Source organism: Salmonella sp. SAL04162, from assembly GCF_046551535.1.
GTDB lineage: Bacteria > Pseudomonadota > Gammaproteobacteria > Enterobacterales > Enterobacteriaceae > Salmonella > Salmonella enterica.
The window spans coordinates 123,845-147,389 of sequence record NZ_JBGDVX010000010.1 but is presented as its reverse complement, the minus strand read 5'-3'; the positions used below and the strand labels follow the sequence as shown (position 1 = coordinate 147,389).

The following is a 23,545-nucleotide window of genomic DNA, read 5'->3' as shown; positions in this document are numbered from 1 at the left end:
AGGAGGGCGTGATGTTCACACCAGGCGATTTTGTACAACCCCGAATGGGGGGGCCGAAACTGAAAGTGATTGAAGTCAACGAGGATCATATTGTCGCGGTACAGGTCGGTAATGAGCAGGGCGAAAAATTGATCCTCAAAGCAGCAGATGTCACCCCCTATTGCGAAGAGGGCGATTTTGGCGTGTGCTGATTTATCAGAATGAGCATGGCGCAACGTTCCCTGAGTCCCGGTTAATAGAGACAGGAAACGCAGCGCCATCTGTTAAAGGTTATCCGTGATTAGATTAAGAAATCATCCAGAGATTTCCCCGCCGCCAGCGCCTGGGCAATCGGTTTAGGCGTACGACCTTGTCCGGTCCAGGTTTTTTCTTCGCCATTGAAATCAGTAAAACGATATTTTGCCGGACGCGGCTGGCGCTTTTTAGCAGAACGCGGCATTGCTGAATCCATGGCAAATAACTCTTCCGGGTTAATACCGTCTGCTTTCATCAGCTCCAGAAAGGCATTAATTTTCTCCTGCTTCTCGGCAAGCTGGCGTTGCTGCAATTCTTCTTCTTCGCGTCTTTCTTTAGTGACAACCCTGAATTTTTCGAGCATTTCTTCAAGAACGTCAATGGAGAATTCGCGAGCCATAGCGCGCAGCGTGCGGATATTATTTAAGTTCTGTAACATCAAATTCATATCAATAAAAACCTTTTAACGCAGAAAACAAAAAACTATTACAGGCGGTATTGTATGCGATTATTGATTATATTTCCAGATCCTAAAGTTCATACAGATATACTCAGTATAACTCGATTAATTATATTAATCTGTTAACCAGAAGGTTATATTCATTACCCCCTGTGTGTTTCAGGTTATTCTGCCTACGGTATATCTGTAGGTTTCCCGTTCGGCTGTTTATACCCTTCATTCTTCAAGTTGCTTATGTGTTGGCTACGGATTACCCGGCCCATCCATGGGTCTCGCCCTGACGGGCCGTCGCTCGCGACGTTCAAATCTGCTCCCGGCAGATTTGTCGTTCACCCCAGTCATATCGTTATCTATGCTCCTGGGATTCACTCTCTTGCCGCCTTTAAGCAATTCGAAATCCATAGAATATATAGCGTATTGCGTATCTCACAGTAGCCACGGTGACCCTCACGGTGGCTGACCTTATACAGAAGTGAATATTTCATCATAATAAGAGATTAACCATTCAAAAATTATCATCAGAGCTTTATGCTAAAAATCACCCTGCAATAGCTATGATTATGCTGAGAAAAGTAGAACGCGTGCCGTTAGCCGAGAATAGATCGCATCTGACAACATTTGGAATGTGGCTGAAAATCGCCAGAAAAACAATGCATTATAATACATTGATTTAAAAGTAATTAATGACTAACAACAACGAAAATCTCGCCGCGAGCAAAAAACACACAATCGTAGAGTATTTTATCGACAAAAAGCCTATAAATAAAAATATTACACTAGTTGATAGTTATTATATAGGGATATACTCTATGCAAAGACAAAAGTGCTTTATGATTTCACTACCAACCATCACCTCATTCTGATCGATACGCTACAAGGAGCATTAACATGTTCTCTCCACAGTCACGCTTGCGTCATGCCGTAGCAGACACGTTTGCGATGGTTGTTTACTGTTCTGTTGTGAACATGTTGATCGAGATATTCCTCTCCGGAATGAGCTTTGAGCAGTCGCTTTCTTCCAGGCTGGTGGCGATACCTGTCAACATTTTGATTGCATGGCCATACGGCGTTTACCGCGATCTGATTATGCGCGTCGCGCGTAAGGCAAGCCCGGCGGGATGGGCCAAAAACCTGGCGGATGTATTGGCTTATGTCACCTTTCAGTCACCCGTTTATATTATCATCTTGCTGACCGTCGGCGCCGGCTGGCATCAGATAGTGGCCGCCGTGAGTTCAAACATTGTTGTTTCAATGTTAATGGGCGCGGTTTATGGCTACTTCCTGGATTATTGTCGTCGCCTGTTTAAAGTGAGCAGCTATCATCAGGCTAAGGCATAAGTTAACGTCGCGACTGGCATTGCCAGTCGCGCTTTTAGTCGCTTTTTTCGTCGCCAAAAAGCCCGTTCAGATAACGTTCTAACGCTATTCGGGAGCTAAAGCCGTGGGGAATACCGTAATGTTCGTGGGTCTCGCCGCCTAAATAGAGCGGAAAATTTTGGTAGTGATCGCAGGTTTTAATATCCGAAGCCGGGTCAGCCAGTGATGAGCTACGGTCTTTTAATCTGGGGTGAATGATCAGCGCGGTACGCCCCATACGCGCCTCGCGGTTAACATAAACATAATTTTCGCCGCGTCGATAACCATACGTCTTATTCGTCACCACATCGACGGTAAACCCTGCCTTTTCCAGTACCCGCGCCACCTCGTCAGGTCGTAAATACATATTTTATCCTCATTCTCTTTTACTGCGGGCTTACCTTACCCGATAGCGCGTTATCAACGCTTTCAGAAAAGTCCAGAAACGCATGATATCGCCGTAACAAGCCTCAGCAGGTAAAAATATGAACTACACTGAAAGCTACATCGAAATCAATGGAGGATCATATGCTTAACAAACCGAACCGAAACGACGTCGATGATGGTGTTCAGGATATTCAGAATGATGTCAATCGATTAGCCGACAGTCTGGAAGATGTCCTTAAATCCTGGGGAAGCGATGCGAAAGACGAAGCCGAGGCTGCGCGACGTAAAGCACAGGCGTTGTTGAAAGAGACCCGGGCGCGGATGCAGGGTCGTACTCGCGTAAAACAAGCCGCCTGTGATGCGATGGGGTGCGCGGATACGTTTGTGCGTGAAAAACCCTGGTGTAGCGTAGGAACCGCCGCAGCGGTAGGGATTTTTATCGGGGCGCTGCTCAGCCTGCGTCGCTAACGACGTGCGTTGCCGGATGGCGACATACTTTATTGGGCCTGCATCATTGCCGCAGGCCCAGGTCGCGCCATTCGGCGAAACGGTTACTGTATCGCCTGTCGCAGCTGCCATGCGACCTGTTTCGCCATGCCAGCGGAAGTAATATTGGTAAACGACAGTAAAATGCCCCCCTTTCCTGATGAAACCACTCGCCAACGGCTTAGCGCCTGTACCGCCAGTCCGGCCTGATTCGCTTTCGCTACCTGCGCTTTATCATCGCCTTCAACCTCAATAACCAATTGAATACCGCCTTTCTGTAATGTCACAACAAATCCCTGTTCTGCCAGCGCCTCTTCAATCCATAACCATCGCTGAGCATAATGTTGACGCATCTTTTTCAGATGTCGCCAGAAATGGCCATCACGGATAAAATCAGCCAACGTGTGCTGCCATAACAACGGTACGCTACAGGGCATCAGCGACGCCTGCTGGCGGAAATGCTCAATCTGCTTTATCGGCACCACCAGCCAGGCGGTACGTAATGCCGGAAAGAGCGACTTACTGAACGTTCCGGCGTAAATCACTCGCTGCGGGGCATCCAGACTCTTGAGCGGCGGAAGCGGTTTACCGTGATAACGAAATTCGCTGTCGTAGTCATCTTCAATAATCCAGGCCTGCACATTCGCCGCCCATGCCAGAAGTTGCCGTCGGCGAGTTAACGACAGCGCTACCCCCAACGGACTTTGGTGGGCGGGCGTCACCAATGCAAAGCGCCCCTGCGGGCAATCCCGCATCCCCGCCGCGACATTCAGCCCATCGGCATCGACCGGAATCGGCGCCAGCGTAATCCCCTCCTGCGTTATCACCGGGCGAATTAACGGAAAGCCGGGATCTTCCACCCACATGCTGTCTCCCGGCACAGACAATGTACGCAGGATCAGCCGCATAGAATCCGCATATCCGGAGGTAATAAATACCTGTTCCGGCAGGCATTCAATGCTACGCGAAACCCGCAGGTAATCGACTATCGCCTGGCGCAAAATCGCCTCGCCGCAGACGTCGCCTAATGCCAGATCGAAGCGCGTCTGCGTGCGCAACCGACGCCCCATCACTCGCGCCCACTTCTCGCGCGGAAAGAGATCCAGTGCCGGTAACCCCATCTGAAAGGGTTTCGGTTCCGGACTTTCTCCGGCAAAAACAGCGGGTATCGGCGGCGCCGTCTCAAACCGTAGAGCGTTGCTCACAAACGTGCCTGCCTGGCCACGTCGCTCCAGCCAGCCCTGCGCCACCAGCTCGCCATAGGCATTTTCCACCGTGGCGCGAGAAACGCCCAGTTCCTGCGCCCACGTCCGACTGGACGGCAAACGCGTTCCGGGCGAGAGTTCTCCTTGCTCAATGGCCGTTTTTAACTGACGAGCGATGTGTTGATAGCGCGGCATATGGTCTGCTTTTTCTGTAAAAATATGGCTCTCTTTTACAGACCATTATAGTGCTACAGTGCTCGTCATCAACACGAGGAGAAACATGATGACGACGTTACGCCAACCCTATTATGAACTGAGCCCGGAGGTTTACAGCGCTCTGGTGCAGGCGAAAAACGCGCTGGAAAAGAGCACGCTTGACCCCACGCTGATGGAGCTGATTTACCTGCGTGTTTCGCAAATAAATGGCTGTGCATTTTGCCTGGAGATGCACAGTAAAGCGCTGCGTAAGGCTGGCGTGAATCAAGCTAAATTAGATGCGCTGGCAGGATGGCGGGTAAGTCACCATTTCAGCGAGCAAGAGTGCGCGGCGTTAGCCTGGGCGGAATCGGTGACGCACATTGCTGAAACCCACGCCGAAGATAATGTTTACCTGCCGCTGCTCGATCATTTCAGCGCGCGTCAAATCAGCGATCTGACCTTCGCCATCGGTTTAATGAACTGCTTTAACCGTCTGGCGATCGGTATGCGAATGTGACGCATTGTTGCCGGATGGCGCTGATGTCAGCCAACTCTGTTATGCGTGAACCTGCAGGCCGGATCTGGCATTCACGCCGCCATCCGGCAAAAATTAGCCATGCCGCCCCTACCCCACTGCGTTCATCAGCGGCGTTAAAACCAATCGAAAATTCCCATATCTTGTATGGTTGAATCTTAATTCAACTACATCTAGTATTTCGTGTATCAACACACGACAATCCGACGCGTTTCATCGCGCCGTTTTCTCATTTTAAATGGAAATACGAATCATGAGCATTACTATTTACACTCGCAATAACTGTGTTCAGTGCCACGCCACAAAGCGGGCGATGGAAAGCCGTGGATTTGAATTTGAGATGGTGAACGTCGATCTGGTGCCGGATGCAGCGGATACGCTCCGGGCGCAAGGGTTTCGTCAATTACCGGTGGTGATGGCGGGCGATTTGAGCTGGTCTGGCTTCCGCCCGGACATGATTAACCGTCTGCACCCGACACCCCACGCGGCAAACGCATGAGCGCGCTCGTCTACTTCTCCAGCAGCTCTGAAAATACGCACCGTTTTATGCAGCGTCTGGGGCTGCCTGCCACGCGTATTCCGCTCAATGAACGGGAGCGTATTCAGGTAGACGAACCGTACATTCTGGTTGTGCCGTCATACGGCGGCGGCGGGATGGCCGGTGCGGTGCCGCGACAGGTGATCCGCTTTTTAAATGATGAACACAACCGGGCGCGCATTCGCGGCGTCATTGCCTCCGGTAATCGCAATTTCGGCGATGCCTGGGGATGCGCTGGCGATGTGATAGCACAAAAATGCGGCGTACCCTGGCTGTACCGCTTTGAGCTCATGGGCACACAACGCGACATCGATAACGTCCGAAAAGGAGTAAATGAATTTTGGCAACAACTACCCCGGAGCGCGTAATGCAGGAAACCATGGATTACCACGCCCTGAACGCGATGCTGAATCTTTATGATAAAGCAGGCCATATTCAGTTCGACAAGGACCAGCAGGCGATCGACGCCTTCTTTGCCGCCCACGTCCGCCCGCATTCCGTGACATTTGCCAGCCAGCATGAACGTCTGGAGACGCTGGTTCGGGAAGGGTATTACGATGACGCTGTCCTCGCGCGTTACGACCGCGCCTTCGTCCTCCGCCTGTTCGAGCACGCCCACGCCAGCGGCTTTCGCTTCCAGACGTTTCTTGGCGCCTGGAAGTTCTATACCAGTTACACGCTGAAAACCTTCGACGGCAAACGTTATCTGGAACACTTTGAAGATCGGGTGACAATGGTGGCGTTGACGCTGGCGCAGGGTGACGAAACGCTGGCCACCCAACTGACCGATGAAATGCTTTCTGGTCGCTTTCAGCCCGCTACCCCGACTTTTTTAAATTGCGGCAAACAGCAGCGTGGGGAACTGGTCTCCTGCTTCCTGCTCCGTATCGAAGACAATATGGAGTCGATCGGGCGAGCGGTGAATTCGGCGCTGCAACTCTCCAAACGCGGCGGCGGCGTTGCGTTTTTACTCTCCAATCTGCGCGAGGCGGGCGCGCCGATCAAACGCATTGAGAATCAGTCTTCCGGCGTGATCCCGGTGATGAAAATGCTGGAAGACGCATTTTCGTATGCCAACCAGCTTGGCGCGCGCCAGGGGGCCGGCGCGGTTTATCTCCATGCGCACCACCCGGATATTCTGCGTTTTCTGGATACCAAACGGGAAAATGCTGACGAAAAAATCCGGATCAAAACGCTCTCTCTCGGCGTGGTGATCCCGGGTATCACCTTCCGGCTGGCGAAAGAAAACGCGCAAATGGCGCTCTTTTCGCCCTATGACGTACAACGACGCTACGGCAAACCGTTTGGCGATATCGCCATTAGCGAACGGTACGATGAATTAATTGCCGATCCACACGTGCGTAAAACCTATATTAACGCCCGTGACTTTTTTCAAACACTGGCGGAGATTCAGTTCGAATCCGGGTATCCCTACATCATGTTTGAAGATACGGTAAACCGCGCGAATCCCATTGCTGGTCGCATTAATATGAGCAATCTGTGCTCGGAAATTTTACAGGTCAATAGCGCCTCCCGTTACGACGATAACCTTGACTATACCCACATCGGGCATGACATCTCCTGCAATCTCGGCTCGCTGAATATCGCTCACGTCATGGATTCACCGGACATTGGTCGTACCGTAGAAACCGCTATTCGCGGCCTGACGGCGGTGTCGGACATGAGCCATATACGCAGCGTGCCCTCAATAGCCGCCGGTAATGCCGCCTCTCATGCCATCGGTCTGGGCCAGATGAATCTGCATGGCTATCTGGCGAGAGAAGGCATTGCCTACGGTTCGCCGGAGGCGTTGGATTTCACCAATTTCTATTTTTACACCATTACCTGGCATGCCGTGCATACTTCAATGCGGCTGGCCCGCGAACGCGGCAAAACCTTCGCCGGATTTGCGCAGTCGCGCTATGCCAGCGGCGACTATTTTACGCAGTATTTACAGGACGACTGGCAACCGAAAACGGCGAAAGTCAGGGCGCTATTTGCCCGCAGCGGCATTACGCTGCCCACACGAGAAATGTGGCTAAAGCTGCGCGACGATGTGATGCGCTATGGCATCTATAACCAAAATTTGCAGGCGGTGCCGCCGACCGGTTCGATTTCTTACATTAATCATGCGACTTCCAGCATTCATCCGATTGTGGCCAAAATTGAGATTCGCAAAGAGGGCAAAACCGGGCGTGTGTATTACCCCGCGCCGTTTATGACCAATGAAAATCTGGACATGTATCAGGATGCCTACGATATCGGTCCGGAAAAAATTATTGATACCTATGCCGAGGCCACGCGCCACGTCGATCAAGGACTGTCGCTCACCCTGTTTTTCCCCGATACCGCCACGACCCGCGATATCAACAAAGCGCAGATCTATGCCTGGCGAAAAGGTATTAAGTCACTGTATTACATCCGGCTTCGCCAGTTGGCGCTGGAAGGTACTGAAATTGAAGGCTGCGTATCCTGCGCGCTATAAGGAAAGCCATATGAAATTATCTCGTATTAGCGCCATCAACTGGAACAAGATCCAGGACGACAAAGATCTGGAGGTGTGGAACCGGCTGACCAGTAACTTCTGGCTGCCGGAAAAAGTGCCGTTATCGAATGATATTCCGGCCTGGCAGACGCTGAGCGCCGCCGAACAGCAGCTCACCATTCGCGTGTTTACGGGTCTTACGCTGCTTGACACTATCCAGAACATCGCAGGCGCGCCGTCGTTAATGGCAGATGCCATCACGCCGCATGAAGAGGCAGTACTGTCGAACATCAGCTTTATGGAAGCGGTACACGCCCGCTCTTACAGTTCTATTTTTTCCACGCTGTGCCAGACAAAAGAGGTTGATGCCGCCTACGCCTGGAGCGAAGAAAACCCGACGCTACAGCGTAAGGCGCAGATTATTTTGGCTCATTACGTCAGCGATGAACCGCTAAAGAAAAAGATTGCCAGCGTCTTTTTAGAGTCTTTTCTGTTCTATTCCGGCTTCTGGCTACCGATGTATTTCTCCAGCCGCGGTAAGCTCACGAACACTGCCGACCTGATTCGTTTAATCATTCGCGATGAAGCGGTTCACGGTTATTATATTGGCTATAAGTATCAGATAGCGCTACAAAAACTATCGGCAATCGAGCGTGAAGAGTTAAAGCTTTTCGCGCTGGATTTGTTAATGGAACTGTACGACAACGAAATCCGCTACACAGAAGCATTATATGCGGAAACCGGCTGGGTTAACGACGTCAAAGCCTTCTTGTGCTACAACGCCAATAAAGCCTTAATGAACCTGGGTTATGAGGCGTTATTTCCGCCGGAGATGGCAGACGTGAATCCCGCAATCCTTGCCGCGCTCTCGCCGAATGCCGACGAAAACCATGATTTCTTTTCCGGCTCAGGTTCATCTTATGTGATGGGGAAAACAGTCGAAACCGAAGACGAAGACTGGAATTTTTAATCTTACGGGCATGGGAAATAACGTTACATTTTCCATGCCTTTATTTCAAGCAATACCGTGTTAAATCGCGCAAATATTACAACATGTCCTACACTCAATACGAGTGACATTATTCACCTGGATTCCCCCAATTCAGGTGGATTTTTGCTGGTTGTCTCAAAAAATATCTCTCCCTCCCCATTCGCGTTCAGCCCTTATATCATGGGAAATCACAGCCGATAGCACCTCGCAATATTCATGCCAGAAGCAAATTCAGGGTTGTCTCAGATTCTGAGTATGTTAGGGTAGAAAAAGGTAACTATTTCTATCAGGTAACATATCGACATAAGTAAATAACAGGAATCATTCTATTGCATGGCAATTAAATTAGAAGTGAAGAATCTGTATAAAATATTTGGAGAGCATCCGCAGCGTGCCTTCAAATATATTGAAAAGGGACTATCGAAAGAGCAAATACTGGAAAAAACGGGGCTATCGCTTGGCGTTAAAGACGCCAGTCTGGCCATTGAAGAAGGCGAGATATTTGTCATCATGGGATTATCCGGCTCGGGTAAATCCACAATGGTACGCCTTCTCAATCGCCTGATTGAACCCACCCGCGGGCAGGTACTGATTGACGGTGTTGATATTGCCAAAATATCAGACGCTGAGCTTCGCGAGGTGCGCAGGAAAAAGATTGCGATGGTCTTCCAGTCATTTGCGCTCATGCCGCATATGACCGTGCTGGATAATACGGCATTCGGTATGGAATTAGCGGGCATCGCGGCGCAAGAGCGTCGCGAAAAAGCGCTGGACGCCTTGCGTCAGGTAGGGCTTGAGAATTACGCTCACGCCTACCCGGATGAACTTTCCGGTGGGATGCGTCAGCGTGTTGGGCTTGCCCGCGCGCTGGCAATCAACCCTGATATCTTATTAATGGATGAAGCATTTTCCGCCCTCGATCCATTAATTCGTACCGAAATGCAGGATGAGCTGGTGAAATTACAGGCGAAACATCAGCGCACCATTGTCTTTATTTCCCACGATCTTGATGAGGCTATGCGTATTGGCGACAGGATTGCCATTATGCAAAATGGCGAGGTCGTACAGGTTGGTACGCCGGATGAGATCCTGAATAATCCGGCAAATGATTATGTCCGCACGTTCTTCCGTGGCGTGGATATTAGTCAGGTCTTTAGCGCCAAAGATATTGCCCGTCGCAGTCCGGTCGGATTAATTCGTAAAACGCCAGGTTTTGGTCCCCGTTCGGCACTGAAATTATTACAGGATGAAGACCGTGAATATGGTTACGTCATTGAGCGTGGCAATAAATTCGTGGGCGTCGTGTCCATCGACTCATTAAAAGCGGCATTAAGCCAGGCGCAAGGGATTGAAGCGGCGCTTATCGACGACCCTTTAGTCGTTGATGCGCAAACCCCACTCAGCGAGTTGCTCTCTCACGTCGGCCAGGCGCCCTGCGCGGTGCCGGTTGTCGATGAAGAACACCAGTATGTTGGCATTATTTCAAAACGTATGTTGCTACAGGCTTTAGATCGCGAGGGGGGTAACAATGGCTGATCAAACGAATCCGTGGGATACCGCACAGGTGGCCGATACTACGACGCAAACGGCTGATGCCTGGGGAACACCGGCAGGCGTAGCCACGGACGGCGGCAGTACCGACTGGTTGAACAGCGCGCCCGCGCCAGCCCCTGAACACTTTTCTCTTCTGGACCCGTTCCATAAGACGCTGATCCCGCTGGATAGCTGGGTCACAGAGGGAATCGACTGGGTCGTCACCCATTTCCGTCCCCTTTTTCAGGGGATTCGTGTGCCGGTGGATTACATTCTTAACGGCTTTCAGCAACTGCTGCTGGGAATGCCCGCCCCTGTGGCGATTATTCTCTTTGCGCTGATTGCCTGGCAGGTTTCCGGCGTGGGCATGGGGATCGCAACGCTGATATCGCTGATCGCGATCGGCGCGATCGGTGCCTGGTCGCAGGCGATGATTACCCTGGCGCTGGTGTTGACCGCCCTGTTGTTCTGCGTCGTGATCGGATTACCGATGGGAATCTGGCTGGCGCGCAGCCCGCGCGCAGCCAAAATAGTTCGTCCGCTGCTGGATGCGATGCAGACCACGCCCGCGTTTGTCTATCTGGTGCCGATTGTCATGTTATTCGGCATCGGTAACGTGCCGGGCGTGGTGGTGACGATTATTTTTGCTCTACCGCCGATTATACGCCTGACGATCCTGGGCATTAACCAGGTGCCTGCCGACTTAATTGAAGCGTCGCGCTCGTTCGGCGCCAGCCCGCGCCAAATGTTGTTCAAAGTGCAACTACCGCTGGCGATGCCCACCATTATGGCAGGCGTTAATCAGACGCTGATGCTGGCTCTCTCAATGGTCGTCATCGCCTCGATGATTGCGGTCGGCGGGCTTGGCCAGATGGTATTACGCGGCATTGGTCGTCTTGATATGGGGCTGGCAACCGTGGGCGGCGTCGGCATTGTGATTCTCGCCATCATTCTGGACCGTCTGACGCAGGCCGTCGGGCGCGACTCGCGTAGCCGCGGTAACCGTCGCTGGTATACCACCGGTCCTGTTGGGCTAATCACCCGCCCTTTCGTTAAGTAACTCTCCTGACGCCCGGTGACATTGCGCTTACCGGGCTTACAACTCCCTACCATAATTAAAGGAACAACGATGCGACATACTGTGATATTTGCCTCAGCGTTTGCCACCCTTGTCACCGCCAGCGCTTTCGCTGCCGACCTGCCTGGCAAAGGCATTACCGTCCAACCAATCCAAAGCACGATTTCTGAAGAGTCCTTCCAGACGTTACTGGTCAGCCGGGCGCTGGAAAAGTTGGGTTATACCGTAAATAAGCCGAGTGAAGTCGATTACAACGTAGGCTATACCTCCATCGCCTCTGGCGATGCGACGTTTACCGCCGTGAACTGGCAGCCGCTGCATGATGATATGTATGCCGCAGCAGGCGGAGACAAAAAGTTTTACCGCGAGGGTGTCTTCGTCTCCGGCGCTGCGCAGGGCTATCTGATCGATAAAAAAACCGCCGAGCAGTACAACATCACCAATATCGCTCAGCTAAAAGATCCGAAAATCGCCAAAATCTTCGATACCAATGGCGACGGCAAAGCGGACATGATGGGCTGCTCGCCGGGCTGGGGCTGCGAAGCCGTGATCAATCACCAGAATAAAGCGTTTGATCTGCAAAAAACCGTTGAGGTCAGCCACGGTAACTATGCGGCGATGATGGCTGATACCATTACCCGTTTTAAAGAAGGCAAGCCGGTGCTGTATTACACCTGGACCCCGTACTGGGTGAGCGACGTAATGAAGCCGGGTAAAGATGTCGTCTGGCTACAGGTGCCGTTCTCCTCCCTGCCGGGCGAACAGAAAAATATTGATACTAAACTGCCGAACGGCGCGAACTATGGGTTCCCGGTTAATACCATGCATATTGTCGCCAATAAGGCATGGGCGGAGAAAAACCCGGCGGCGGCGAAACTGTTCGCCATCATGAAGCTGCCGCTGGCGGATATCAACGCGCAGAACGCCATGATGCATGCCGGTAAATCGTCTGAAGCCGATGTTCAGGGCCATGTGGACGGCTGGATCAACGCCCACCAGCAGCAGTTTGACGGCTGGGTGAAAGAAGCGCTGGCCGCGCAGAAATAAGATCGTTTTTTATGCCGGATAAGGCGCAGTTCATGCGCCGCTATCCGGCCAACGCAATCTCTCCTCAAAGCGCACGATTCATCACGTCACCGTTCCCCTTTATTCATCAACATCCGCTATGATTGTTTTCCCAGGAAATAATTATCTGAATCACGATTACCATCATGACGAAACCCACCCATGGGCTTAGCCCGGCGCTGATCGTTTTAATGTCTGTGGCCACGGGTCTGGCGGTCGCCAGCAACTACTACGCCCAGCCGCTGCTTGATACCATCGCGCATCACTTTTCGCTTTCCGCCAGCTCCGCAGGGTTTATCGTTACCGCCGCGCAGTTGGGCTATGCCGCTGGCCTGTTGTTTCTGGTGCCGCTCGGCGACATGTTTGAACGCCGAACGCTGATTGTCTCCATGACGTTGCTGGCGGCTGGCGGAATGCTGATCACCGCCAGCAGTCAGTCGCTTAGCATGATGATACTCGGAACGACCTTAACCGGACTGTTCTCCGTGGTGGCGCAGATTCTGGTTCCGCTGGCCGCCACGCTTGCGACGCCCGCCACCCGCGGTAAAGTGGTCGGCACCATTATGAGCGGCCTGTTGCTGGGGATCCTGCTGGCGCGAACGGTCGCCGGACTGCTGGCAAACCTCGGCGGTTGGCGCACCGTATTTTGGGTAGCGTCGGCGCTGATGGCGCTGATGGCCGTCGCGTTGTGGCGCGGACTGCCAAAGCTCAAATCCGACACCCATCTTAACTACCCGCAACTGTTGGGTTCTGTATTCAGCCTGTTTATTCACGATAAGCTGCTGCGTACCCGCGCGCTGCTGGGCTGTCTGACCTTTGCTAATTTCAGCATCCTCTGGACATCAATGGCCTTTTTGCTCGCCGCGCCGCCGTTTAGCTATTCCGAGGGAATGATTGGCCTGTTTGGCCTGGCGGGGGCCGCCGGCGCTTTAGGCGCGCGTCCGGCTGGCGGATTTGCCGATAAAGGTAAATCTCACCTCACCACCACGTTCGGCTTACTGCTGCTGTTACTCTCCTGGCTGGCTATCTGGCTTGGGCACACCTCGGTACTGGCGCTGATTATTGGCATTCTGGTACTGGACCTCACCGTTCAGGGGGTACATATCACCAATCAGACGGTCATCTATCGTTTGCATCCGGATGCGCGTAACCGGCTCACCGCCGGCTATATGACCAGCTACTTTATCGGTGGCGCTGCAGGGTCGCTGATTTCCGCCTCCGCCTGGCAACATGCCGGCTGGGCCGGCGTTTGTCTGGCGGGTGTCACGGTAGCCTTACTTAATTTACTGGTCTGGTGGCGAGGTTTTCACCGACAGGAAGCCGTAAATTAAGCGGATAGTGAGCGTTTACCTTTGTTTAAGCTCCTTAGGGTGTTAAGGAGCTCCCCAGTCTGTTAAGGTTATGCTATTCATTTATCATGGTTATTTTTATACCGGTGAAGAATAATATAATTCTATGGAAAGCCCTGCATCCCCATCTGCTCCCAGGCCAATAGCGCCCGTTCAAGGATTCGAAGGTCGTTCACCGATAGCTATCCGTGATATTCCGGTGGCTTTTGCATCGGGTTGTAAGGCCGTTTACCCGGCTTTCGCCCCTCCCGCTTATCGTTCTCTCCTGATTTTTTCATGCAGGCACTCACGCTTTTCTCGTCATTCCTGGATTTGCCGCAGGCGGCGCTTTACCGGGCCCAATGTTCCCGCTGGCGTCTCAGTCTGCGTATCATTGGTTGCTTTATAGCCTGAAAGAATGATTTTGTATTAATAATACATTTACTTTATTTGTCACTGTCGTTACTATATCGGCTGAAATTAATGAGGTCATGCCCAAATGGATAGTTCGTTTACGCCCATTGAACAAATGCTAAAATTTCGCGCCAGCCGTCACGAAGACTTTCCTTACCAGGAAATTCTTTTGACTCGTCTTTGTATGCACATGCAAGGCAAGCTCCTGGAAAACCGCAATAAAATGCTGAAGGCTCAAGGGATTAACGAGACGTTGTTTATGGCGTTGATTACGCTGGAGTCTCAGGAAAACCACAGTATTCAGCCGTCTGAATTAAGCTGCGCGCTGGGTTCATCTCGCACCAATGCGACACGCATTGCAGATGAGCTGGAAAAACGCGGCTGGATTGAGCGTCGTGAGAGCGATAACGACCGCCGTTGCCTGCATCTGCAATTAACGGAGAAAGGCCAGGCATTTTTGCAAGAAGTGCTTCCACCTCAGCATCATTGTCTGCATCAACTCTGGTCATCACTTAGCACTGCCGAAAAAGATCAACTTGAGCACATCACTCGTAAACTCCTGACGCGTCTTGATCAAATGGAGCAGGAAGGCACTGTTCTTGAGGCGCTGCGCTAAAGCGCCGACCCGCTCAAAAATCCAGATTAATAACAGGAAAGCGGACAGGCCGGCACGCGTTACTGCTGGCCTTTCTGACAACAGGTCGGCTCAGCCGATGTGAATAATAAGATCGTGGAGAACAACATGAGCGCAAATGCGGAGATCCAAACCCCGCAGCAACCGGCTAAGAAGAAAGGCAAACGCAAAACAGCGCTGCTACTTCTTACCTTGCTCTTTGTTATTATTGCCGTGGCATATGGAATTTATTGGTTTTTAGTATTGCGTCATATTGAAGAGACAGATGATGCTTACGTGGCAGGGAACCAGGTTCAAATCATGGCGCAGGTGTCAGGCAGCGTGACGAAAGTCTGGGCTGATAACACCGACTTTGTAAAAGAGGGCGATGTTCTGGTCACGCTCGATCAGACTGACGCCAAACAAGCGTTTGAAAAAGCCAAAACGGCGCTGGCCTCCAGCGTGCGCCAGACGCACCAGTTGATGATTAACAGCAAGCAGTTGCAGGCGAATATCGACGTGCAAAAAACCGCCCTGGCGCAAGCGCAAAGCGACCTTAACCGTCGTGTGCCGCTGGGTAACGCCAATCTTATTGGCCGTGAAGAGCTGCAACACGCCCGCGATGCCGTCGCCAGCGCGCAGGCACAGCTGGATGTCGCCATTCAACAGTACAATGCCAACCAGGCAATGATACTCAACAGTAATCTGGAAGATCAGCCTGCGGTTCAACAAGCGGCGACCGAAGTGCGTAACGCCTGGCTGGCGCTGGAGCGTACTCGCATCGTCAGCCCAATGACTGGTTATGTCTCCCGCCGCGCTGTCCAGCCTGGCGCGCAAATCAGCCCCACCACGCCGCTGATGGCCGTGGTGCCTGCAACCGATCTGTGGGTGGACGCTAACTTTAAAGAGACCCAATTAGCGAATATGCGCATTGGGCAGCCAGTGACGGTGATTACTGATATTTATGGCGACGACGTAAAATACACCGGTAAAGTCGTCGGTCTGGATATGGGAACAGGCAGCGCCTTCTCCCTGCTGCCCGCGCAAAATGCGACGGGTAACTGGATTAAAGTGGTTCAACGTCTGCCGGTACGCGTCGAACTGGACGCCCGCCAGTTAGAACAACATCCGCTGCGTATTGGTTTATCGACGCTGGTCACCGTGGATACCGCTAATCGCGACGGTCAGGTACTGGCCAGCCAGGTACGAACGACGCCGGTTGCCGAAAGTAACGCACGCGAAATTAATCTCGCGCCGGTCAATAAACTGATCGACGACATCGTACAGGCTAACGCGGGTTAATCCTGAGGTGCGTGTGATGCAACAGCAAAAACCGCTGGAGGGCGCGCAGCTCGTCATCATGACGATCGCGCTGTCGCTGGCGACATTCATGCAGGTGCTGGACTCCACCATTGCCAACGTAGCGATTCCGACCATCGCCGGGAACCTGGGTTCTTCCCTAAGCCAGGGGACATGGGTTATCACCTCTTTCGGGGTGGCGAACGCTATCTCGATTCCCTTAACCGGCTGGCTGGCGAAACGTTTTGGCGAAGTCAAACTGTTCATGTGGTCGACGGTCGCCTTTGCCGCGGCCTCCTGGGCCTGTGGCGTATCCAGCAGCCTGAATATGCTGATCTTCTTCCGCGTGGTGCAGGGCGTGGTCGCCGGGCCGCTGATTCCGCTCTCGCAAAGCCTGTTGCTGAATAACTATCCGCCTGCAAAGCGCTCCATTGCGCTGGCGCTCTGGTCAATGACCGTCATTGTCGCGCCGATTTGCGGCCCGATTCTGGGGGGCTATATCAGTGATAATTACCACTGGGGATGGATTTTCTTCATCAACGTGCCGATTGGCATCGCCGTCGTCCTGATGACGTTACACACGCTGCGCGGGCGTGAAACGCATACCGAACGGCGACGTATTGACGCCGTCGGGCTGGCGTTACTGGTGATTGGCATCGGCAGCCTGCAAATTATGCTCGACCGCGGTAAAGAACTGGACTGGTTCTCCTCGCAGGAAATTATCATCCTGACCGTGGTCGCCGTCATCGCCATCAGTTTCCTGATCGTCTGGGAACTGACCGACGATCACCCTATCGTCGATCTTTCTCTTTTTAAATCGCGTAACTTCACTATTGGCTGCTTGTGCATCAGCCTTGCCTATATGCTCTATTTCGGCGCCATTGTTCTACTGCCGCAGCTTTTGCAAGAGGTGTACGGCTATACCGCAACGTGGGCAGGTCTGGCGTCGGCGCCAGTCGGTATTATTCCGGTAATTTTGTCGCCGATTATCGGACGCTTCGCGCATAAACTGGATATGCGCAGGCTGGTCACGTTCAGCTTCATTATGTACGCCGTCTGTTTTTACTGGCGCGCCTGGACGTTCGAACCGGGTATGGATTTCGGCGCTTCCGCATGGCCGCAGTTTATTCAGGGATTTGCCGTCGCCTGCTTCTTTATGCCGCTGACCACCATTACGCTCTCCGGGTTACCGCCCGAACGGCTGGCGGCGGCATCAAGCCTGTCGAACTTCACGCGAACGCTGGCGGGCTCCATCGGCACCTCGATTACCACCACTATGTGGACCGATCGTGAGTCGCTACACCATGCTCAGCTCACGGAGTCGGTTACAGCGTATAATCCAAACGCTCAGGCTATGTACGATAAACTGGAAGGCTTAGGGATGACGCACCAACAGGCGTCAGGCTGGATAGCCCAGCAAATCACGAATCAGGGGCTGATTATTTCCGCCAACGAAATCTTCTGGATGTCGGCGGGGATCTTCCTGGTGCTGCTCGGCCTGGTGTGGTTCGCCAAACCGCCCTTCGGTGCGGGCGGCGGCGGTGGCGGCGCGCACTAACTATCTGATAAAAGGGATCTGCGGATCCCTTTTTTAGTAGACCAACAATCAGAAGAAATATTTGAATCTCAGACGCCCGCCGTAACGCGCATCTTCACTGTTATCGCCATTATTCGGATTGGCCTCTACCCATGAAGCATAGGCACCGAGGTAGATGTTAAAGTTTTTCATATCCATCACGTTGGGGAATAAATATGAGGCATGAATAGTGTGAATGTCATAATTGCCGGGATCGGTGATCCAGCAATCGTCCTCACAAACGGCATCGATATTGGTAGCATTGAAGGCTTCGATTTTGTTATGCGCATAGATATAACCCAGTTCAAATCGATGCCACAGCGCATTCACCCCAGCGGTAAAATCTGTCTCATCGGTCGCATCCATATAGGCGGTATTCAGGTTAATCACTGCGCCATCTTCCGGGTCAGTTTTTTGACCATTCCAGGTCATGGTAAAACCATAGCCCGTACGATCTGACTGATCGATCCACTTCCCATTCTCATAATAGCCATAGGCGTTGTTAACGACGTTACTTTCCATCGCTATCGCCGTTGAAAAACGCCCGTTTTGCCAGGCGATAACCGGACGGACGTAAGCCACGTTTTTATCGTTGCTTAAATCCATTCCATGGTACTGCTTCTCGGTATATAACGTACTGCCATTTTCCAGCAATGTGTTAACTTCGAAATACCAGTTGTCGATAGTTTTACTCAGCAGGAAGTTACCCCCACTGTCGCTACGTCCCCGTCCTTCTTTCATCATATAGATATAGCCGTAACCGTCACTGTAAAGATCGTTCGCTGTATTCCCCGAATATTCAATAAACGTATCCTGATTCAGCGGGAACATATCGTAGGCTTCAAAACGACCAACCTTAATTTTCCAGTCATTCTCACGACCAAAGAAGAAAACGGCATCATCAAGGTTCATTTTTCCGGTCAGGTCCGCCAGAGGCTGTACAGAGAATCCGGCAAAATTACCGTTGTCCAGCCGCTGGTAGCCATCAAAGCCCAGCAACAGGCGTCCGTTAATATCCCAGCGTTCATTGGTTCCTGATGCCCAATCTTTATTCGCTGACGTTCTCATCGAGGTCAGGCTACCGGAACGGCTTGCCGCATCCATATTAAATTCGACATCGCCATAGAACTTAATATCGCTGAATCCGGATAAGGTCAGCTTCGGCGGCGTTTTATCTGCTGCAATGGGCTCGGCGGACTGGACATTCACCGTCGGCGTAGCGGCGACCTGCTGCTGTTTCAGCGAGCGAATTTGCGCCTCGGCATCGGATGCCCGTTTTTCAGCATTAACAACACGTTGCTCCAGTTCAGCCAGACGCTGCTCAATAGTGATATTATTCGCTGCCCAAAGGTTATGAGAAAAGCAAGCACCGATCATCAGCGCCAAATATTTAGCCTTCATTTTTTATCCCTTAAGTTTGATGTATACCAGATAAGATTTGCTAAAAACCCCATCGACCGGCTATTAGTAGAGTCTTGTTATTACCTGGATATCTGGCGCATTCCATTATGTTTTTCTATTAATTATTTATGATTTTTAGTTTATGTGATCAATACACTCTGGCATCGTGAGTTATCCGCCTTTTCTGTTTGCCAGATCACATTTTATTATTTAACAGGCCAGGCATTACTTAATTTAAAACGTATTCTCGCCGCAAATATAATAAACGCAAATTATATTAAGCAATAAAAAACCCCGGCCATAAACCGGGGTTAATTTAAATACTGGAACCGCTTACCAATAAGACTAAATATGCAGTTCCTGCAGTTTTTCTTTCGGTAGCGCCAGCTCTTTATTGATGTTCACGCGTACATCACGCTCCAGAATATGACGGGCAATGTCCTGCGCTTCACTGAGCGAGTGCATCTGATACGTACCGCACTGGTAAACGTTCAGCTCCGGGATCTGGTTTTGATCCTGCACTTTCAGCACATCCGCCATCGCCGCTTTCCACGCGTCGGCAACACGCTGCTCGTCCGGCGTGCCAATCAGGCTCATGTAGAAACCGGTACGGCAGCCCATCGGCGAGATATCGATAATCTCAACGCCGTTACCGTTGAGGTGGTCGCGCATAAAGCCAGCAAACAGATGCTCAAGCGTATGAATCCCTTTTTCCGGCATCACTTCTTTGTTCGGAATGCAAAAACGCAGATCAAACACGGTGATTGCGTCGCCATGCGGGGTGTTCATCGTTTTTGCAACCCGGACCGCCGGCGCTTGCATCCGGGTATGATCGACTGCGAAGCTATCTAATAATGGCATTTAGTCACCTCCGATAATTTTTTAAAAATAAACTGAACTCTTTGTTCCGGGGCGAGTCTGAGTATATGAAAGACGCGCATTTGTTATCATCATCCCTGTTTTCAGCGATGAAATTTTGGCCACTCCGTGAGTGGCCTTTTTCTTTTGGGTCAGGCGTGTTTCGCAAGCCACGCGGCAAACGGCTCGGTATCCGCCGCCTCAATCTCCTGCTGACGACGTACTGAAGCGTCACGTTCAGCAATAAACTCTTCTTCCTGTAAAATCTCCAGCGGCTCTTCGCGTAACAGATTACGGTAAGCCTCACCGAACGCTTTCCCGGTGCCGCCAATGCCTTCATCAATCATAGACCGTAGGATCCGGGCGGAGAATGTCAGTTCAGGATTATCAAAGCAGGCGACCAACTCATCACACACCTTTTGATACTCCTCTCCCCCGTGGATACTGTCCAGCGTTTGCGCCACGCGTTTCAGATCGCGGAAGAGATCTTTCCCTACGTTGGGCAGCGGGAACTGCGCAGTTTCACAGCCAATGCCTAACGTCAGGCCCGGCTTACGCCCTTCCAGAATAACGCGATTCCAGTTTGTACGCGTACATAACAGCTCATCGCTACTCATTTCCGGCGCATCGGCCAATACGCACCAGACCATAAACAGATCGAGGAAGCGCACCTGTTGCTCGTCTACGCCGATCGGTGAGAACGGGTTAATATCGAGAGAACGAACTTCAATATACTCAATACCACCACGCAGAAGCGCGTCAGAAGGCGATTCGCCGCTGCGCGTCACGCGCTTGGGACGAATGGGCGCGTACAGCTCATTTTCAATTTGCAGAACGTTGCTGTTAATCTGTAGCCGCTTACCGTCTTTTTCCACACCAATCCGCGCGTACTCCTCGGAAGGGGTTTTAATCGCGCGCTTCAGACCTGCCACATACTCATGCAAATCGTTAAACGTAATTCCGAGATTGCTTTGCGACTTATTGGTATAACCCAAATCGCTCAGACGTAGCGACGTCGCGTACGGCAGGTAGTACATGCCGCAGTCCGTTTTTTCAAACGGTAATGTGGTTGGCTTTCCTTGCAGGAAAGAGGAACAAATGGCCGGAGACGCGCCAAACAGATAGGGGATGACCCAGCCAAAACGGTAATAGTTGCGAATCAGACGAAAATAGCCGGCAGAAATTTTTTCTTTTGCCGCTTCGCCTTCCGTAACGCCGCATTTCGCCTGCCAGAACGCCATCGGTAATGAAAAATTGTAATGTACGCCGGAGATGGTTTGCATCAAGGCGCCATAACGATTTTTCAGCCCTTCGCGATAGAGCGTTTTAAAACGCCCGGTATTGGATGTGCCGTACTGCGCCAGCTCTATGTCCTGCCCTTCCGCAATATAGCAGGGCATACTTAATGGCCACATCCGCTCATCGCCCAGTTTCCTGGCCGTATACCGATGGAGATCGCGCATAAAAGTGAGCATATGCTGGATATCGCCATCGACTGGCGTAATAAACTCCAGTAGGGCTTCCGCAAAATCCGTGGTAATCCATTTATGGGTCAGCGCTGAACCTAACGCTTCAGGATGACCTGTTGTCGCCAGCGTGCCATCAGCATTGACACGCAGCGTTTCGCGCTCTAACCCGCGCTGTATCCCCTTTAACGCCTGAGGATGTTTTTCCAGCCAGGCCAGAGCCTGTGATACGTCCGGGATCAAATTGACCTCCCGCCTGTCCAAATCGTTTTAATAAGCATAACTGTAATGGCGGCCATACATGCCAAACCTACAATTATTACCACCACATCATGCCCTGAACCGTCGCCGCTGCGAGCGCAACATAGCGCAGCGCCTTACCAAGACACAAAAAAAAGATCGTCCGCCCCCACGGGATGCGCATCCATCCCGCTAACAGGCACAACAAATCACCGATGACCGGCATCCAGCTTAATAATAGTGTGGCTGCGCCATAACGCTTTAGCCAGCCAGTCGCTTTTTCCTGCCAGCGCGACGTTTTGCGCAGCGGAAAGAAACGCCCAAGAATAACGTTAGTTACCCCTCCAAGGCTATTACCCATTGTTGCTGTTAAGACTAAGACCCAGGGATGACTGACGCCGGAGACCAGCATAGCAACCAAAACCACCTCAGAATTACCGGGTAACAGCGTTGCGCTGAGAAAACTACTGGCAAACAGAGACAGGAGCGACAGTCCGTCACTCACAATAGTCGAACATCCACGGCATCCATTCCCGCCGTCCGCGCCGCCTGTAAACCAAAATCGGCATCTTCAAATACCACGCACTGCGTCGGCATGACGCCCATCCGCTGGGCGCACAGTAGGAAGGTGTCAGGCGCGGGTTTGTGATGCTGTACGTGATCTGCCGCCACAACCGCATCAAAATAACGACGCAGCCCCAGATGCGCTAACAAGGCTTCCGCGATAGCGCTTTCGCTACCGGTACCGACCGACATGGGGCGCCGCCCATGCCACGCTTTAACCACCTCAACCAGCGGCAGTGGTTCTACGCAGTCCAGCAGGATGCTTTTTACCGCGTCGGTTTTCTCACGCGCCAGTGACAGGGGATCAAGATCGGCATGGTTAAGCTCAATGATTGACTGGGCGATAAGCCAGGTTGGCGAACCGTTAAGCGCGACCATTGCCTGTTCATCAAAACGAAGACCATAGCGCCCCAAAACCTCACGCCACGCTTTGCGATGCGTGGGTTCGGTATCCAGGAGAGTACCGTCCATATCAAAAATCAAACCAGCATAACGTGCGTACATCGTGTTCTCGCAAACCGAATAACCAGACAGTACTTTATCGCAATTGGTTGATTTTGTCGCTAATAGAGATGAAGAGGTATGTTCAGGATAAGGGGAAAAGCGATTGCAGGGCAGTAACGTATCCGGGAGGATTATTCGCCTTATGGGCCGTTGCTGACGCAACGTTATCCTTCTGATGCCAGCGGTGATTACCGCTATCTTATCTGCATCTTCATCGCTGAAAGTATGGAGAATAAAGTATGGAGAATATGGTGCATCCGGGAGGATTACTCGCCTTACGGCTCGCCCTTCGGGCCGTTGCTGACGCAACGTTATCCTTCCTGGTGCCAGCGGTGATTACCGCTATCTTATCTGCATCTTCATCGCTGAAAGTATGAAGAATATGGTGCATCCGGGAGGATTCGAACCTCCGACCGCTCGGTTCGTAGCCGAGTACTCTATCCAGCTGAGCTACGGATGCATTGGAAATGATGTTTACTACAAGATTTGATGTCGCATTTACTGCCACACTAAATAAGATGGTGCATCCGGGAGGATTACTCGCCTTACGGCTCGCCCTTCGGCGCCGTTGCTGATGCAACGTTATCCTTCCTGGTGCCAGCGGTGATTACCGCTATCTTATCCGTATCTTCATCACTGAAAGTACGGAGAATATGGTGCATCCGGGAGGATTCGAACCTCCGACCGCTCGGTTCGTAGCCGAGTACTCTATCCAGCTGAGCTACGGATGC

General features: G+C 51.8%; 24 protein-coding genes and 2 tRNA genes. 16 read left to right on the top strand and 10 right to left on the bottom strand.

All coding sequences use genetic code 11. The annotated features are described in order from the left end of the window. Positions 1-11 precede the first annotated feature (11 nt). The gene (locus tag ACLJRH_RS19225) at positions 12-191 is read left to right on the top strand and encodes a hypothetical protein (protein WP_000494936.1); all 180 of its coding nucleotides are present in this window, start codon (positions 12-14) and stop codon (positions 189-191) included. 89 nt (positions 192-280) lie between these two features. Here the strand turns inward: ACLJRH_RS19225 and stpA are convergent, their stop codons facing one another. After that, complete coding sequence (gene stpA, locus ACLJRH_RS19220) at positions 281-682, bottom strand: DNA-binding protein StpA (protein ID WP_001051100.1); 402 nt, start codon at positions 680-682, stop codon at positions 281-283. Between the two features lie 900 nt (positions 683-1,582). Here stpA and alaE point away from each other — a divergent pair. Further along, a complete protein-coding gene (gene alaE, locus ACLJRH_RS19215) occupies positions 1,583-2,032 on the top strand; it encodes an L-alanine exporter AlaE (RefSeq protein ID WP_000492669.1) in 450 nt (149 codons plus the stop codon). A 34-nt stretch (positions 2,033-2,066) separates the two neighbouring features. Here the strand turns inward: alaE and ACLJRH_RS19210 are convergent, their stop codons facing one another. After that, positions 2,067-2,417 (bottom strand): DUF2002 family protein, encoded by a 351-nt coding sequence (locus ACLJRH_RS19210; RefSeq protein ID WP_000281304.1) that lies wholly within the window; start codon positions 2,415-2,417, stop codon positions 2,067-2,069. Positions 2,418-2,578: 161 nt separating this feature from the next. Here ACLJRH_RS19210 and ACLJRH_RS19205 point away from each other — a divergent pair, with 161 nt between their 5' ends. Beyond that, positions 2,579-2,905, top strand: a complete 327-nt coding sequence (locus tag ACLJRH_RS19205; RefSeq protein WP_001519557.1) for a DUF883 domain-containing protein — start codon at positions 2,579-2,581, stop codon at positions 2,903-2,905. An 83-nt stretch (positions 2,906-2,988) separates the two neighbouring features. On the opposite strand, the gene ACLJRH_RS19200 is transcribed toward ACLJRH_RS19205, so the two are convergent. Further along, a complete protein-coding gene (locus ACLJRH_RS19200) occupies positions 2,989-4,323 on the bottom strand; it encodes a PLP-dependent aminotransferase family protein (protein ID WP_023223176.1) in 1,335 nt (444 codons plus the stop codon). Positions 4,324-4,411: 88 nt separating this feature from the next. Here ACLJRH_RS19200 and ACLJRH_RS19195 point away from each other — a divergent pair, with 88 nt between their 5' ends. From ACLJRH_RS19195 to emrB, 12 genes are all read left to right on the top strand, one after another. Further along, positions 4,412-4,843 carry a carboxymuconolactone decarboxylase family protein gene (locus tag ACLJRH_RS19195; protein ID WP_000209816.1) on the top strand — a complete coding sequence of 144 codons (432 nt, stop codon included), beginning with the start codon at positions 4,412-4,414 and terminating at the stop codon, positions 4,841-4,843. 271 nt (positions 4,844-5,114) lie between these two features. Beyond that, entirely contained in the window at positions 5,115-5,360 is a 246-nt protein-coding gene (gene nrdH / locus ACLJRH_RS19190) for a glutaredoxin-like protein NrdH (RefSeq protein WP_000028870.1), read from the top strand. Further along, the gene (gene nrdI / locus ACLJRH_RS19185; RefSeq protein WP_001275401.1) at positions 5,357-5,767 is read left to right on the top strand and encodes a class Ib ribonucleoside-diphosphate reductase assembly flavoprotein NrdI; all 411 of its coding nucleotides are present in this window, start codon (positions 5,357-5,359) and stop codon (positions 5,765-5,767) included. The genes nrdH and nrdI overlap by 4 nt, the downstream gene beginning before the upstream one ends. Beyond that, on the top strand, positions 5,740-7,884 hold the full coding sequence (gene nrdE, locus ACLJRH_RS19180; RefSeq protein WP_024147810.1) for a class 1b ribonucleoside-diphosphate reductase subunit alpha: 2,145 nt from the start codon (positions 5,740-5,742) through the stop codon (positions 7,882-7,884). Before nrdI ends, nrdE begins: the two co-directional genes overlap by 28 nt. A 10-nt stretch (positions 7,885-7,894) precedes the next feature. After that, the gene (nrdF, locus tag ACLJRH_RS19175; protein ID WP_000777908.1) at positions 7,895-8,854 is read left to right on the top strand and encodes a class 1b ribonucleoside-diphosphate reductase subunit beta; all 960 of its coding nucleotides are present in this window, start codon (positions 7,895-7,897) and stop codon (positions 8,852-8,854) included. Positions 8,855-9,208: 354 nt separating this feature from the next. Beyond that, positions 9,209-10,411, top strand: a complete 1,203-nt coding sequence (gene proV, locus ACLJRH_RS19170; protein WP_000985529.1) for a glycine betaine/L-proline ABC transporter ATP-binding protein ProV — start codon at positions 9,209-9,211, stop codon at positions 10,409-10,411. After that, positions 10,404-11,468, top strand: coding sequence for a glycine betaine/L-proline ABC transporter permease ProW (gene proW, locus ACLJRH_RS19165; protein ID WP_000775021.1), 1,065 nt, complete (start codon positions 10,404-10,406; stop codon positions 11,466-11,468). Before proV ends, proW begins: the two co-directional genes overlap by 8 nt. 69 nt (positions 11,469-11,537) lie before the next feature. Continuing rightward, the gene (proX, locus tag ACLJRH_RS19160; protein WP_001216613.1) at positions 11,538-12,533 is read left to right on the top strand and encodes a glycine betaine/L-proline ABC transporter substrate-binding protein ProX; all 996 of its coding nucleotides are present in this window, start codon (positions 11,538-11,540) and stop codon (positions 12,531-12,533) included. A 164-nt stretch (positions 12,534-12,697) separates the two neighbouring features. Then, positions 12,698-13,882, top strand: coding sequence for an MFS transporter (locus ACLJRH_RS19155; RefSeq protein ID WP_000165775.1), 1,185 nt, complete (start codon positions 12,698-12,700; stop codon positions 13,880-13,882). A 496-nt stretch (positions 13,883-14,378) separates the two neighbouring features. Further along, positions 14,379-14,909: a transcriptional repressor MprA gene (mprA, locus tag ACLJRH_RS19150; RefSeq protein ID WP_000378431.1), complete on the top strand. Its 531-nt coding sequence runs from the start codon at positions 14,379-14,381 to the stop codon at positions 14,907-14,909. A gap of 126 nt (positions 14,910-15,035) precedes the next feature. Beyond that, positions 15,036-16,208, top strand: a complete 1,173-nt coding sequence (gene emrA / locus ACLJRH_RS19145) for a multidrug efflux MFS transporter periplasmic adaptor subunit EmrA (RefSeq protein ID WP_001275603.1) — start codon at positions 15,036-15,038, stop codon at positions 16,206-16,208. A 16-nt stretch (positions 16,209-16,224) separates the two neighbouring features. After that, positions 16,225-17,763, top strand: a complete 1,539-nt coding sequence (emrB, locus tag ACLJRH_RS19140; RefSeq protein WP_001187298.1) for a multidrug efflux MFS transporter permease subunit EmrB — start codon at positions 16,225-16,227, stop codon at positions 17,761-17,763. A 48-nt stretch (positions 17,764-17,811) separates the two neighbouring features. Here the strand turns inward: emrB and ACLJRH_RS19135 are convergent, their stop codons facing one another. From ACLJRH_RS19135 to yqaB, 5 genes are all read right to left on the bottom strand, one after another. Continuing rightward, positions 17,812-19,182: a carbohydrate porin gene (locus tag ACLJRH_RS19135; protein ID WP_000645133.1), complete on the bottom strand. Its 1,371-nt coding sequence runs from the start codon at positions 19,180-19,182 to the stop codon at positions 17,812-17,814. Positions 19,183-19,527: 345 nt separating this feature from the next. Next, complete coding sequence (luxS, locus tag ACLJRH_RS19130; protein WP_023136493.1) at positions 19,528-20,043, bottom strand: S-ribosylhomocysteine lyase; 516 nt, start codon at positions 20,041-20,043, stop codon at positions 19,528-19,530. A gap of 149 nt (positions 20,044-20,192) precedes the next feature. Beyond that, positions 20,193-21,749, bottom strand: coding sequence for a glutamate--cysteine ligase (gene gshA / locus ACLJRH_RS19125; protein ID WP_080187416.1), 1,557 nt, complete (start codon positions 21,747-21,749; stop codon positions 20,193-20,195). A 76-nt stretch (positions 21,750-21,825) separates the two neighbouring features. Beyond that, positions 21,826-22,251: a YqaA family protein gene (locus ACLJRH_RS19120; RefSeq protein WP_001279499.1), complete on the bottom strand. Its 426-nt coding sequence runs from the start codon at positions 22,249-22,251 to the stop codon at positions 21,826-21,828. Next, positions 22,248-22,814: a fructose-1-phosphate/6-phosphogluconate phosphatase gene (gene yqaB, locus ACLJRH_RS19115; RefSeq protein WP_001528554.1), complete on the bottom strand. Its 567-nt coding sequence runs from the start codon at positions 22,812-22,814 to the stop codon at positions 22,248-22,250. The genes ACLJRH_RS19120 and yqaB overlap by 4 nt, the downstream gene beginning before the upstream one ends. Before the next feature lie 239 nt (positions 22,815-23,053). On the opposite strand from yqaB, the gene ACLJRH_RS19110 reads away from it, so the two are divergent. Then, on the top strand, positions 23,054-23,191 hold the full coding sequence (locus ACLJRH_RS19110) for a hypothetical protein (RefSeq protein ID WP_153260283.1): 138 nt from the start codon (positions 23,054-23,056) through the stop codon (positions 23,189-23,191). A gap of 6 nt (positions 23,192-23,197) precedes the next feature. On the opposite strand, the gene ACLJRH_RS19105 is transcribed toward ACLJRH_RS19110, so the two are convergent. Further along, positions 23,198-23,274: transfer RNA gene (locus ACLJRH_RS19105), tRNA-Arg, on the bottom strand. Between the two features lie 194 nt (positions 23,275-23,468). After that, a tRNA-Arg gene (locus tag ACLJRH_RS19100) sits at positions 23,469-23,545 on the bottom strand.